This window comes from Enterococcus sp. DIV2379 (genome assembly GCF_050542965.1).
Lineage (GTDB): Bacteria > Bacillota > Bacilli > Lactobacillales > Enterococcaceae > Enterococcus_D > Enterococcus_D entomosocium.
Window position 1 is genome coordinate 2,737,071 of the sequence record NZ_CP172938.1, and the last position, 13,523, is coordinate 2,750,593.

Annotated in this window: 9 protein-coding genes; all 9 read right to left on the bottom strand. The window is 42.8% G+C overall.

Annotated elements, in window-relative coordinates:
• Positions 1-49: 49 nt before the first annotated feature.
• Positions 50-2,260, bottom strand: a complete 2,211-nt coding sequence (locus IGI92_RS12570; RefSeq protein WP_008380767.1) for a helix-turn-helix transcriptional regulator — start codon at positions 2,258-2,260, stop codon at positions 50-52.
• 86 nt (positions 2,261-2,346) lie between these two features.
• Positions 2,347-3,225: a carbohydrate ABC transporter permease gene (locus IGI92_RS12575; protein ID WP_005234200.1), complete on the bottom strand. Its 879-nt coding sequence runs from the start codon at positions 3,223-3,225 to the stop codon at positions 2,347-2,349.
• An 11-nt stretch (positions 3,226-3,236) separates the two neighbouring features.
• Complete coding sequence (locus tag IGI92_RS12580) at positions 3,237-4,184, bottom strand: ABC transporter permease (protein WP_005234199.1); 948 nt, start codon at positions 4,182-4,184, stop codon at positions 3,237-3,239.
• Entirely contained in the window at positions 4,169-6,682 is a 2,514-nt protein-coding gene (locus IGI92_RS12585) for a hypothetical protein (protein ID WP_301388789.1), read from the bottom strand. Before IGI92_RS12585 ends, IGI92_RS12580 begins: the two co-directional genes overlap by 16 nt.
• Positions 6,657-7,331: a YesL family protein gene (locus tag IGI92_RS12590; RefSeq protein WP_301388791.1), complete on the bottom strand. Its 675-nt coding sequence runs from the start codon at positions 7,329-7,331 to the stop codon at positions 6,657-6,659. The genes IGI92_RS12585 and IGI92_RS12590 overlap by 26 nt, the downstream gene beginning before the upstream one ends.
• Entirely contained in the window at positions 7,331-7,999 is a 669-nt protein-coding gene (locus tag IGI92_RS12595) for a DUF1961 family protein (RefSeq protein WP_301388793.1), read from the bottom strand. The genes IGI92_RS12590 and IGI92_RS12595 overlap by 1 nt, the downstream gene beginning before the upstream one ends.
• Before the next feature lie 264 nt (positions 8,000-8,263).
• Positions 8,264-9,778 carry an extracellular solute-binding protein gene (locus tag IGI92_RS12600; RefSeq protein WP_005234195.1) on the bottom strand — a complete coding sequence of 505 codons (1,515 nt, stop codon included), beginning with the start codon at positions 9,776-9,778 and terminating at the stop codon, positions 8,264-8,266.
• Between the two features lie 419 nt (positions 9,779-10,197).
• The gene (locus IGI92_RS12605; RefSeq protein WP_016612693.1) at positions 10,198-11,451 is read right to left on the bottom strand and encodes a glycoside hydrolase family 28 protein; all 1,254 of its coding nucleotides are present in this window, start codon (positions 11,449-11,451) and stop codon (positions 10,198-10,200) included.
• Between the two features lie 424 nt (positions 11,452-11,875).
• On the bottom strand, positions 11,876-13,489 hold the full coding sequence (locus tag IGI92_RS12610) for a glycosyl hydrolase family 28 protein (RefSeq protein WP_016621591.1): 1,614 nt from the start codon (positions 13,487-13,489) through the stop codon (positions 11,876-11,878).
• Positions 13,490-13,523: the final 34 nt, after the last annotated feature.

A 13,523-nucleotide genomic window follows, 5' to 3' on the forward strand; every position in this document is an offset into this window, starting at 1 on the left:
AGAGCAAAAGCTGCGAAAATACGAGCTTTTCCGCAGCAACCAACAGTGATCAGCTCTGACCTTTTCGATATTGTCCTGGGGTCATTCCCGTGCACTTTTTAAATAAACGATTGAAGTAACTGGGATTATACCCAAGGTTTTCTGCAATTTCATTGATTTGGTGATCAGTTTCGAGCAACTGCCGTTTTGCTTCTACGATGCGAACATTGGTTAAATAATCAATAAAGTTGACCTGCTTGGCACGCTTGAACTCCTTACTCAAAAAGATTGGGTCTACTTCGAAACGATCCGCAACGTATTCTAACGAAATTTGTTCATTGCGAAAATCAGATTGGATGTACTCCGCTACTTTTTGGATCATTTCACTATAAGAATTAGCGACATTTTCTTGCCAGAGGATGGAGACGGGTTTTAAGAAATGATGGTACAAAAAGGCTTGGATCTGATTGATGTCCAAAAGTCGTTCGATTCGCTCTAACACAACCGTTTTCGATACATAATCCGTTCGTGAGACCCCATTTTCATTTAAAAGGTAATCGACTTGATCGTACAGTCGATTGACCACATAGATCACCGCAGCCTGTTGATTGTTTTCTGCCACGACCTGTTCTAAAAACCGCTGGACACTTCGTTGCAATTCTTCATGATAGCCACTTTTCAGCGCTGTTAAAATCAAATTTTCTTGCGAAAGAGAATACTTCGGCAGCGGGCGCATTTTCTCTCCTTGAAGCACTTGATTTTCGGGAATCAACCGTTGCAGATGGATTTGCTTTTTGAGACGTTGGGCAACTTCAGGCAACTTGCGAATCTCTGTTTCTTGTTGCGAACTAACGATGGTGACATAACGGCAGACGATCAAATTGATTTGCTTGGTGATCATCGTGAAGTAATCTGTCAGTAGCTGCTCTTGATTGACCACAAAAACCAAAATCCGTCCTTCATTTGAAGAAACAATGGTTGATTCAGGGAAAAACATGGCTGTGACATCCGCTATAATGTTTTCTAAGGCAAACAAAATGTGGGTTTCATCTTGTGAATTTGCTTGATTGCTTAATAGATCATTGAGTTGGAAATAAAACAGGCGATACCCTTGGTCACTTAAGCACCAGTTTTTTTGCTGCAGTAATTGTTGCGATTCTTCCTCCGATAAATAGCCATAATACCCTTCCATCAAATGTTGGATCACTTGTCGCTTCAGCGAATCTTGAAAGCGTTCCGCCTGATTTTGCAACAATCCTTTTTCCCGACTTAATTGTTGCCAACGGTCCACCAAAAACTCCAGATCGTTTTCTTTTTTCCATTGGGTATTACCAAAGAGCTGATCCATCGTTTTTTCAAAAGGTTGGTATTGTTTTTTTGCCAAAAAGAGACTCATGACTGCCACACAAGCAATAAAAAGAATGCTTACGACGATCAGCACTCTAGCCAAATGAGTGACTGGCTCGGTAATCAATGCTAAGGGAACGACGGTATAAAACGTCCATATTTGGTTGAGTCGCGTACTGTTTACGGCGATCATGCTATAATCATTGCCATTGATCGATTCGACCCAGGTTCCTTGATGCTCCTCACTCAGCGGTTGGATAACATTCGCTAAGTTCTGATCGCCAATAAAACGAAAACTCTCATGATTAAAGGAAATCGCTGCGAGTCCATTTTCAATTTGAGTATCATAAAAATACTTTAACAATGATTGCTCGTCGATCGTTGCAACTAAAAAAATTTTAGGCTGATCTTCGCCTTGGCTATCAATGTTTTGTACAAAAATCAATTCATCCTCTTCTTCAATGATCTTCCACTGATACTGCCTACCATTATCGATCCGATAGCGTTCAAATGCTGTTTTGGTTTGCTCGAGCGTTAATTCATACGTGCCGCCACTTTCAATCCCAAAGGGCGCCTCTCCGAGCGAATAAATACCGATTCGATTGACATAATTGGAGCTATTGGTTAAGTAAAACAATTCTTCCGACAGCTGGATCAACGTCTGATAATTCGTCGTTTCCAATAAATCTTCTTGGTAGCGCCTTTGAAACGATTGCCCCCAAACGCTTAAAGTCACTTCCAGCTGCGAGAACTGTTGGTTGATGTTACTAACGATTCCTTCGACTTGGCGATTGTTTAGTTCTTGATACGATCGTTGTAATGGTCCGATCAAATAGGCATGCAAAAAGATTGCAACGGCTAATAGCGGCACGACGATCCATAGACTGGCTAGCTGCAGTTTTCGATGAAAACCGCCTGTTTTAAAGTACTTCATTCCCAAACACCCTTGTAATAGATTTTATGTAACAAATTGTCATGCGAAAAAACGCATGACAACCTATCCACAACTATTGAAGTGTATCATCCTTTGACGGATCCAATCAGCATTCCTTTGGCAAAATGTTTTTGCAAAAACGGATAGAAGATCAAAATTGGTAAAGTCGCCACAATGATGACTGCAAATTTGATTCCTTGTTCAGGCGGCACATAGTTTGGGTCCATACTTGCTAACGCATTGGCACCACTGGAGGCCATCGTGATCTGTCTTAACAATAACTGAATCGGCCATTTTGCTGAATCGTTGATATAGAGCAATCCACTCATGAAGTCGTTCCAGATACCAACGGCGTAAAAAAGGGTGAAGGTCGCGATCACTGGTTTTGATAAAGGCAAAATGATTTTCCATAAGATCCCTAGTTCCGTACAGCCGTCCATCTTGGCGGATTCTTCCAACTCGATCGGCATTTCTTGGAAAAAGTTTTTGATGATCATTAAGTTGAAGGGATTGATCGCGATTGGCAAAATCAATGCCCAATAAGAATTGATCAGTCCTAAATTTTTCACCACGATAAACGTTGGGATCATCCCACCTGAAAAGAGCATTGCAAAAATCACGAGATTCAACAAGGTGTTCCGTCCTTTTAGGTGCTTGCGTGATAAAGGATAGGCAAAGGTGAAGGTACAGAAAAGCTGCACCAGCGTGCCAACGATGGTAACGCCGACCGTTACAAGCAAACTACGGATAAAGGTGTTGGTTGAAAAAATAAAGCGATAGGAGTCGAGACTGATCTCATTTGGCCATAAGAAAAACGAACGTGTGGTCAATTCTAACTCCGTAGCAAATGAACCTGCAATCACATAAATAAAAGGAATCACCATGAATAACCCAATCAATGCCAAAAATAGTGCATTAAAAATGTCAAATATTTTCCCTGCCTTCGTATTGTGTAAAGTATCCATCTTTTTCCTCCTTAGTATAAGCCGCTTTCGCCAAAACGTTTCGCTAATTTATTGGTACAAAGTACGAGGATGATCCCAACGATCGATTTAAATAATCCGACGGCTGTTGAGTAACTGTAAGCGCCATTGGTGATCCCCATCATATACACATACGTATCAAAAACATCTGCTACTGTTCGGTTCAACTGATTGGTCATCAAGAAAATCTGATCAAACCCAGTAGACAAAATCGACCCGATCCGCATGATCAGCATAATGATGATCGTCGAACGAATCGCAGGCAAAGTGATATGCCACACACGACGAAAACGTCCTGCACCATCCATGATCGCGGCTTCGTATTGTTCCTGATCCACACCTGATAAGGCAGCTAAATAAATAATGGTCCCCCAACCGATCTCTTTCCAAATCGATTGCATCACGATCATGGGGCGGAACCATTGCGGGTCTGAGAGAAAATCGATTTCCACGCCTGTCAACGAAGCGATAAATTGAGTGATCGCTCCATGATCGATGTTGAATAAAATATGCCAAAGACTAACGACGATCGTCCATGAAAGAAAATGCGGTACATAGACGAAGGTTTGAATGGTCCGCTGAAACAGCTTGTTGCGTAATTCATTCAGTAACAGTGCCAAAAAGATTGGTGCTGGAAACGAAAAGAAAATGTTTAAAAAGGCAATCATCAACGTGTTCCACAAGATTCGAAAGAAATCAGGATTATTGAAGAAATCCATAAAATTTTGTGTTCCTACCCATGGGCTATCTGCGATTCCTAAAAAGGGCACATAATCTTTGAAAGCAATGATCAACCCATACATCGGCGCATAACGAAATACTGCAAAATAGATGATCCCGGGAATCGTCAAAATATAGAGCCATTTATTTTGTTTAAAATGGTTGAGAAAACTCCCCCATTGCTCTTTCGTTTTCGGCACTTTTTTTATTGTTGTTTCCATTCATTCTCCTCCTCTAATTCCGCTCCAATCAGTGCTAAACAACAAATCGTATTTAGCCCCCACTGTGACAACACATTGGTCGATACCCACGGCATTTCTTTTATTTTTTTCCACGTTGTCGCTGCTTCAATGGTCGCTTCGATCGGCAATGGAACACCCGATTTGTCATTATCAAGCAATAACTGCCAAGCCCTTTGACTGATTGCTCGATCGTTACGCACTCGCCCAGCAAAGGCCATCATCGTCGACGCAAACATTGGCCAGGCAAAATGAGGTTCCGTCAGTACCTCGTTTGACTCTTCTGCTTTTATTTCAGGACTCAAGCTATAAAACCAGCCAAACTCCCCTAACATCTCTGTCCACTCTGGGTCTTCCAGCACTTGAGCAAGTTCTAACCAAACTTGCGGCGCCCCAAAGGAGATGACCATGTGATAGCCGCCAAAATTCCCTGTTCCCATATAAGATAAGGTTTTGTCTTGTGGATCAAATAACACTGTGGGACCAGACAATAGGCGCTGGGGCATGGCTTTGATGCAGGTGATGCCGGTGCGAATTCTTTCAAGGTACACAGGATCATTCGTCCGTTCCCACTGGGTAAACCAGTTCGAGACTAGCGCAGCCCAATCTGGTCCGATGCGAATCGGTATCCGCTTCGTTTCTCGTTCATAAAACTCGCGCATCGGTGGTAACGCATCAAAAGCATAGGTTTCATTGTCTTTGACTTGTTCCATAATCTCTCCAATGCGTTCATCCGCTGTCAAATAGTAGTAGTAGCGATGGAGACCCGCCATTGAAATTCGAACTTCTTTGGCTTGGCAACCCCAATGAACGACATTATGCCGTGACCCTAATCCTTTGTATTCCCCAGCATGATACTGATCGACTTCTGAAGTATGTCTCGTCATGCTTTCAGCCAGATAGTAGACGCTTGGATCACCAGTCCGTAAGAAATCTAGCCAAAGCCACATGTTAGGGACCAATTCAGTGTTTTGCCAAGCGTACCCACCAAGATCGTAGCGCCATTGGTGTCGAAACTGATCATAGGTATGCATGACATCACCATAGTTCCAATAGCCATACCAACTTCTTTGTTGGACTTCTGCTAAATAGAATTGACGCATCTCAGCCAATTGTTGCTCCAGCAACTGTTTCGTTTTCGTTGATTCGTCTGGTAAACTGATCCTGCCAAAAACCTTTGTCTCTTGATAACGCTCAGGCAATGAAACGATCTGGGCAGGTTCTTGGTTTTCTTGAGCTAAGCCCAGCAACACTTCTTCTGACGGGGCTTCTTCATATAGATCCAACCAACAACGCGTCGTATTTGCTACACCAACTGCCGTCGAACGAATCTCTTCCATTCCTTCGTATCCGCTAAGCATATGATCCCGTTTGGAATAGTGCTGAAAATCCATTGGCTTGGCATTCGGTGACCACTGCCACATCGTGATTTGGGTTTCTTTTTGGGTGATGCCTGTCACCTCGATCGCCGATGGTGCTTTTTCCCAAAATTTCTCCATGCTGCAAGCAACGCCGCCGGTTTCTCCCCCAGCGTAAAAGGTACCTGAATAATGCTCGCCATCCCCAATGGGCAACCAACAGTACCCAGCTTCGGTCTGTTTTTCTAATTCAAATGACCGATGATTGATTTGATTGACCCGAAAATTGTCCCAAATAGCATTTTCCACCGCATGAGACAGCATCGGCTCGTCCGCTGGGGTCAATGAAACGAGCTGTCCACTGGCTTGTTCTTGATAGGGAATGTTTTGCTGATAGTGTCGCCGTGAAAGTAACAATTGCGCCGCTTCATGATACACAGCATCTGCAATAAATTTGACTTGTCGATTCCAATTTTCACCTGTCAACGCATAATCAAATGCTATCCCCATGCCTTCATAAGCAAGTGGTTTGATGATAATGACCGTATGAATGATTTCCAATTTGCTGATTTCGCGAAAGATGCGGAACCGTAAAATAAACTCTTGCACCACTTCTTGATCGATCTCAATGATGCCTGATACTTTGATAACGGCTTTCTCGGAACCATTTTCTTCCAACATCAAGTCCGTTACTTTGGACTGCACCTTTTTGTTTTGGTATTGCAGGATTGCGTGAAGATCTTGCAATTTTTTCTGCCCATTGACCGCTACCCAGTCCAATACATTTTTCCCTTCCCCATGTTTCGGGAAGAAGCCTTTGATCGTACCGTTGTCAAAATAAATACCGTTGTAAGCTTTCCTAGCAATCGCCTGTTTCTTCTGGACACGCTGTTTTCTTTGAAAAAGTAACTGCGTCGTTTCTGCCACCAGACCACTGTGTCCTGTCCATTTCACACTGCCATCTGGCCAGTAAGCCAGTACTTTCGTTTGTAGCGGCTCCTCACCCAGCAAAAAAATTTCCTCACTTAGAGCCTCAGGTTGTAAAGCTCCTTTTTCCCATGGATACCCAAAACTCAGCCCACGTTTTCCCTTAGGTTTATTTTTGAGCCATTTCAATGCCATGTTCGATTTCCTCCTCTTCCCTCTCTGCAGGTTGACCTGCATCTTTTTGTTGCTTTAGCTTTCGTTCATTTTCATCAAATAATTTCAAGTAAATCCCCATTGTGCCAATGATCCACATCCCAATACTTAAAAATGGCAGGAGACCGGGGAGAAAAAAACTGATCGTACTACAAATCCCAAACCAAAGGACGCCTAAAAAGGTGCCAATAGGTTGAAAAAAAAGAAAGCGTAGCGAAGCGCCTAGGTACTTCTTCGTTGGGAGCACATAATATTCGTACATGCTAAGCAATGTATTGATCACAGCGATCGCGACGCATTGGCTAACGATCAATAAGATCAAGCCTGTTTGAGTCAATGCCGCTAAAAATCCTTGCTGGATCACTACCATGGGGCACAAATAAAAGAGAATGATCGGTAAGCCCAAGCGATTCGATCGCCAAAAGTTCCTGCGGTAATACCCAAAGAACGTTTGAAAAAAAGGCGGCGATTCCTGTTTAAGGGTTTTCTTTGCTACGTGGAATCCTGCTTGTACGCTAGGCGCCAGTCCAAAGATGATCCCACCTACTAGCGCACCTATAATAACGGTTACATTTATCAGCAAACAATAAAAGACAAAATCTGCTGCTTGATATACTTTCTGCCAATTCATCACCGTTCCTCCTCTAAGGAATATACCTTTAAGTCTTTATAGCAGGCCTTCATTGGCGCCATTTGCCGAAATCCGATCGCTCCTTTGGTTAATATGGGACCAAACTGTTCCTCATCAAGGTACCTTAACACCAATAAGTCGTTGATCCAAAAGGAGATCGTTGCACCTACCTTATCGATTCTTAGGTGATAAAACCCTCGGGCATCTGCTACACTCGGAAGTGGATCTGCGCCTTGGGCGACCAGATGAAACCCATGGCTTTTGCGCAAATTACACGTTTCAAACGCCCGTTCCTCCTCATACTTTCTTCGAAAATAAGAAAGGTGGTAAGCATCGATTCCTCCAGAATGATACTCGGGATATGCCCCGGTTCGTTTGGGTACTCCAGAATCGAAGATCGAGCCACCCTTGCGATTGGCTGCTGCAAAAAAGAGCATACATAAGCCTGGTTCAGCCAGTGGTTGAAACTGCCAGGTGATTCGTAGGTCCGCTGGAAATTGTTGAGGCAGCCATAAAACAAAATGTGGTTGTTTGTTTGATTCTTCAGAATACGTATTCGCCAGAATCATCCCGTCTTGGAAAGTAATCTTGGGCTCTCCTTCAGCAATAAAGTGTTGAATATCTGCTGCTTGATTCAGCGGATTTTCATAGATCAATTTCGCTAACATTTCTTCTCCTTTTATGCGTATATGAGCTGCTTTTCTCTTTTCATAGTAAACTTGACCTACATTTCTAACAATTGACTTTTTTTGAATTCTTTGATATCAAGCGTTAGATTAGGGTTTTCATTTGCTTGTTTCCATTTTTTCTTTTCTGATTTCTCACTACCTGTCTCGTCTCACTTGACTATTACTCCATTTTATTAGCTGAAAAAAATTATTGAAAAAGAAAAAGGTTGAGAGCAAGATCCACTCAACCTTCTTCGACTGTCGTTATTGTGCTTGATGAAGGGCATTCGTTTCTTCCATCAGCTGCGTGCCTCCTTGATTCTTCCAAAGTTCGATCGCAGCTTCCCAACCCGCTTCATCGATTTGTCCTGCGATAAATTGAACCCGCGCATCACTAATGATCTGATCAAGCTGTGCCCCTTTTGTTACATACGTATCTGTATTATAGGAGGCTGCTGGGTTAAAGACAGCGTGCTCTAAATCAGCTTCCATCAATGACAATCGTTTTTCATAGCTTTCAGTAGCCGCTTCTGTATCAGGCTTAGCAATATAGTACAGGGTATCTTCCGTTACATTCATCCCAATTTGTGAGTACCCTTTGACCGCATTGGCTAACGCTTCAGCTTCTGATCCTTCTAGTGCGACGGACATTCCATCCACTACTTCAAAATTGATTCCTTCGATTCCGTTGTTCAGCAATACCTGTGCTTCTTTATCATTTAATTTATCAAGGAACGTCAACACCTCTTTTAGATGTTCCTCTGTCTGGACACTCGACTTAGGAATCGCCAAGAAACCAGAATAGCCATCTGTCGGTAACGCATTCATCGTACCGCTATTATCTTTTAAATTCCCTGTAAAGACGACGAGGTCTTCTTCTCCAGCTTGCAATAATTTATTACTGATTTGTGCTGCTCGTGAATACGTATCAATAATGATCCCACCACGTCCATTGATAAACGGCTCATCCCATTTATCTGCTGCCATGGTTGCAAAATCACGATTGACATAGCCTTGTTCCACCATATCTTTAACAAATTGCATTGATTCTAGGTATTCTGGTTGCATAAAGGATGGCTCTAAAGTGCCGTCTATTTCTTTCCAAGCATTTCCTGCCCCAAACCAAGTAGCTAACACATCGTAAGGACTATTTGAATTGATCGAGCCAGGCCATTGGGGAATAATCAAACCAAACGTATCATTTTCACCATTCCCATCGGGATCGTTCTCAGTAAATGCTTTGGCAATCTCATAAAGATCATCGATCGTTTCTGGTACCTCTAAGTTTAAGTTTTCTAACCAATCTTTTCGGATGATCACCGCCGTCCGCATCGCATCACGTTTCCGATAAATTCCGTACACTTTGCCATTCACAGAAGAATTACGCAAAACATCCTCGTTAGACTGAGAGAGATTAGGATAATCAGCTAAATAGTCGGTCAAATCCCAAAAAGCCCCATTTTCTGCTGACTTGATAAATCCTCCTGATTTTCCTTGAATGACCATCACTTCTGGAATATCATCTGAAGCTAACGTAATATTCATTTTATCCTCATAGGATGTATTGGGTGCCCAGGTAATATCAATGTTTTTGCCAGTGTAAGCTTCTAATTGTTTCAAAATCTCGTTGTCACTTGCAGGTGGTTCAGTTTCAATGTACGGCGATAAAATCGAAATCGTATCATAATCTGTTGTGGAACCTGCTTCCTCCTTCCCACATGCCGACAAAAAGGCGACTGATAGTAACCCCAAACCAAGAATCGTACTTAATTTTTTCACTACTTTTCCTCCTTAGATTTTGTTGTTGAGCTCGATTAAATAAACCGCTTTCAATACCAAAAGCATAACGAAAAGCAGGATTTCCAGCAATTGACATTTTTTGTTAATCGTTGATATATGGCTGGGTAGGGAGTTTTGCTCTACATTTGCAGGTATCGTAAATTATAGGAAAAAAGAATAAATAGTTCTTCGTGTTCTTAGTTCGCTCAATTAATTTAATTATCGCAGTTTTTCTGATTCCTATCATTCTTAAATTCTCGTTGTAGAAAAAGTAGCCTAAGTACTGATGTTCTTATTCGTGAGAGATTTGGAAACATCTTATCATGAAAAAAAGACCAACTCATTGGTCTTTTTTGATAATTCATCAGTTTTGTAGTACTAAGCGGATCACCACTCATTCATATCCGACAGAAAGAGTACTACCGCTCATACACATCATTTTGATCCAAGGTTGGCGCTAACGCAGTGACGATCGTTTCCACCATCTTTAAGTTTTCGACCCCTGCAATCTTGCCGAACTCGTCGGCATGGATGGAAAGATTTTTCATTGTTAGATTGCGGATCGGTTCTGCTGGGCTGGCCTCGATGAAGAAAGCACGCACGCTTTGTTGTCCTATTTTGGTAGCTTGCACGTTTTCAATATTAATGTCGCAGACCTTTGCTGGACCTACTGGAATAGCAGGTTGTGCCATCAATTTGTGCCAATAGTCGGGAATCTCTTCCGCATAATCAGCTGGCAGTTCTGGATAACTATAATCTGGGTACCAATTTGTTTGTAAGAGAAAAGGAAAGCCAACATCCTTCATCGTTAAATCCGAAGCAGTGACCTTGCGTATAAATCCACCTCGATTGTTAGCGGATTTGATCCGAAACCCTGCGCCAGTTTGCTCAAAGACGACTTTTTGGATTTTGATCTCTTCGATCCCACCTGAAGTTTCACTGCCAATGGCAATTCCTGAACCGTACCCTAACTGACAGTCTTTGATCGTGATTTTCCGACAGCTTCTTTGCTGGGCTAAGGCTTCTGCCCCACGTCCCGCCTTGATCGAGATATTGTCATCGTTGCAGGAAATGTAGGCATTTTGAATGGTGACTTCTTCACAGGAATCAATATCGATGCCATCAGTACTAGGCCCTTTTCCATTGTCTATCGTGATGCCGTCGATCAATATGTGGTGAGAATACGTGATTTGTGTATTCCAAAAACCCGACTGTACCGACGAAATATCTTTGATGGTTACTTGCTGACTTTCATAAACAAGGATATTTCGTGGACGCTTGCAATCATAATCTGCTGCCCAGCGTAAGCCTTTCTTTGCATAATCCGCCATCATCCCGCTGGCTTCATCTGTTCCCCAAAACGTTTGCCACCATGTTTCTCCACGACCATCAAGTTTCCCTTTTCCCGAGATCATGACATTTTCTGCGTGAAAAACATTGATCATCGCTGCAGGCCACTTCATATTGATCCCTGCGACCCGATTATCTACTTCGGGATAATCGGCCAGTTCTTGACTACCATACAGAATCGTATCCTCTGAGACAATCAAGTGCACATTGCTTTTTAAAAACAACGCGCCGATTTGATAGGCGCCGGGTGGTGTAATCACTGTTCCCTGCACAGTTGATGCTTGGTCAATTTCTCGTTGCAATAATTGCGTGATGTCTTCCATTCTTGCTTACCTCCTACGCTTTTGTTTTACGCTACAAATAGGTTTATCGATATCCATGACTTTTAAAAATTTGCGCATCGCCAACCTTTTTTCATCTATCATTTATTTGGATAGAACTAAGTGCTTCTTACTGGCGCTGTCCATCAAGTAAAGCGTTCCTCTTGGCACATCTCGTTGTCTTTTCCCATGTGCTTTCTGGCGTCCTTTTTTCCTACATTCTTTACTATAGTCCCCTTAGTGGCAAAAGAAAGTCCTTTTTGATTTCTGAGGATCGTCTTTTTTTGTAACGTCCTTTCTTGTTAGAAAAATGCGCCTTTTTGTCTACAAAAGCAAAAAGGCGCAACCTGTCAAGGAAGGAAATAAGGTGCTTAACTAACTGTTTCTCATTGGGAAAACCAACGCAGATCATTTCCAAAAGCTTGTTCTACGTGCGTTTCTTTTGCCCCACCATGGATAGTTCGACTGTTTCTTGGCAACTTATTGCGTCACTTATGGCCGCTCGATCAATGATCGCTGCCTCTTTAAAGCTGACCTCCTGACACTGTTCAAAAATCATTTTCTTTTGCCCTTTAGCTGATTCAAAGGCAACTGACTCAAAAGTAACGCGTTGGATCGGTGAAACCTGCTGTGTTTGTTCATCGACAAACCCTTTTAGCTCGACCAAAGGGTTCTGCCCTACGATACGGGTATTCTTGACCAAAATATCCGAAATGATCGGTAACTGTTGTGCTGCCTGACCATCGGCATTGTAAGCAACAGGATGAGCCATGAAACGATCCAACAGGCAATCGGTGATCGTCACTTGACGAATATAGCCACCACGATCATTCTGCGCTTTCAATTCTAGTCCATAAAGCGTATTGGTCAGTTGACAATCTCGAAAAGCGATATTTTCAACACCACCAGATTGCTCACTACCAATCGCGATGCCATGTCCCCCTCGAATAGCCAAATCAAACAGCCGAATATTTTTCGCTGGTCTATTGATCTGATTTCCTTCTGGATTTTTGCCAGATTTGATTGCGATACAATCATCGCCCGTATCAAAAACGGTGTCAAAAATCAGCAAATTTTGCGAAGAATCTGGGTCCCAACCATCGCCATTGTCGATGCCTTTGGACTGAATAGTCACCCCATGGGTCACAACGGTGTCACAGTAAATCATATGAACAGTCCAGCATGGTGGATCACTCAACGTCAGCTCTGTCAAATGGATGTTTTTGGCCTGCATCATACAGATCAAACGTCCCCTTACTCGTCTTCCAGGTTTTCCATCAGAAACATATTCTGGATACTGTTCACGGTCTGCATAAGGGTTTCGCATCGCTAGTCCTAATGGATTCCCGCCACCAATGATCGTTCCTTTGCCACAAAGACGGACATTTTCACAAACGATACGCCCTCGATCGCCCCGATCGATATACCCAATGTTGATCAATGAACGAAAACAAAACAATTCCCAGCCTTCATAACGGCTTAATGGCAACCCCTCTTGATTCACGCTTCCTAAATAATCGTGAGGGGCAACCCGATACGTTTCTATGTCGAGGCTTGCTTGCAATGTGCCATCTACCTGAAAAATCATATTGCTTTTTAGCTCCAACGCACCGGAAAGGATCACCGCCCCTGTTGGGATCCAGACTGTGCCGTTGCTAGGACAATCGTTGATCGCTTGCTGGAGAATGGCGGTACTATCTTCTTTGCCTTCGCTATCAGCATGGTATGGTGCTTGCGTAACATCTAACACAACACTTTTTTTCTTTGTACGAAAGGTCGTCGTGACTGCGGTATTTGTAAGCAGACATCCCTGAAGATCGAGGCAGATGATCGTTACTTGATACGTTTGATCGGCAGATAAGTTTGTCAACGTCCAATGCGTCTTGTTTGTTGGTCTGGTTTGGATCAAATCGTTGTCTAAAAACAATTGATAACCAAAAATAGCTTGAGCGTGCAGCGGCTTCTCCCAAATAAGGGTCGCTTGATGAGCGCCGATCGTGCTTGGTACGACATGAAAATCAATTACTTGAAATGGTTCCATCGGTTTGTCCTTTCTTCAACGAATTCATTCAATA

Coding starts and splice junctions, on each gene's coding strand:
- IGI92_RS12570 (WP_008380767.1), bottom strand. CDS start 2,260: ATGAAGTACTTTAAAACAGGCGGTTTTCATCGAAAACTGCAGCTAGCC.
- IGI92_RS12575 (WP_005234200.1), bottom strand. CDS start 3,225: ATGGATACTTTACACAATACGAAGGCAGGGAAAATATTTGACATTTTT.
- IGI92_RS12580 (WP_005234199.1), bottom strand. CDS start 4,184: ATGGAAACAACAATAAAAAAAGTGCCGAAAACGAAAGAGCAATGGGGG.
- IGI92_RS12585 (WP_301388789.1), bottom strand. CDS start 6,682: ATGGCATTGAAATGGCTCAAAAATAAACCTAAGGGAAAACGTGGGCTG.
- IGI92_RS12590 (WP_301388791.1), bottom strand. CDS start 7,331: ATGAATTGGCAGAAAGTATATCAAGCAGCAGATTTTGTCTTTTATTGT.
- IGI92_RS12595 (WP_301388793.1), bottom strand. CDS start 7,999: ATGTTAGCGAAATTGATCTATGAAAATCCGCTGAATCAAGCAGCAGAT.
- IGI92_RS12605 (WP_016612693.1), bottom strand. CDS start 11,451: ATGGAAGACATCACGCAATTATTGCAACGAGAAATTGACCAAGCATCA.
- IGI92_RS12610 (WP_016621591.1), bottom strand. CDS start 13,489: ATGGAACCATTTCAAGTAATTGATTTTCATGTCGTACCAAGCACGATC.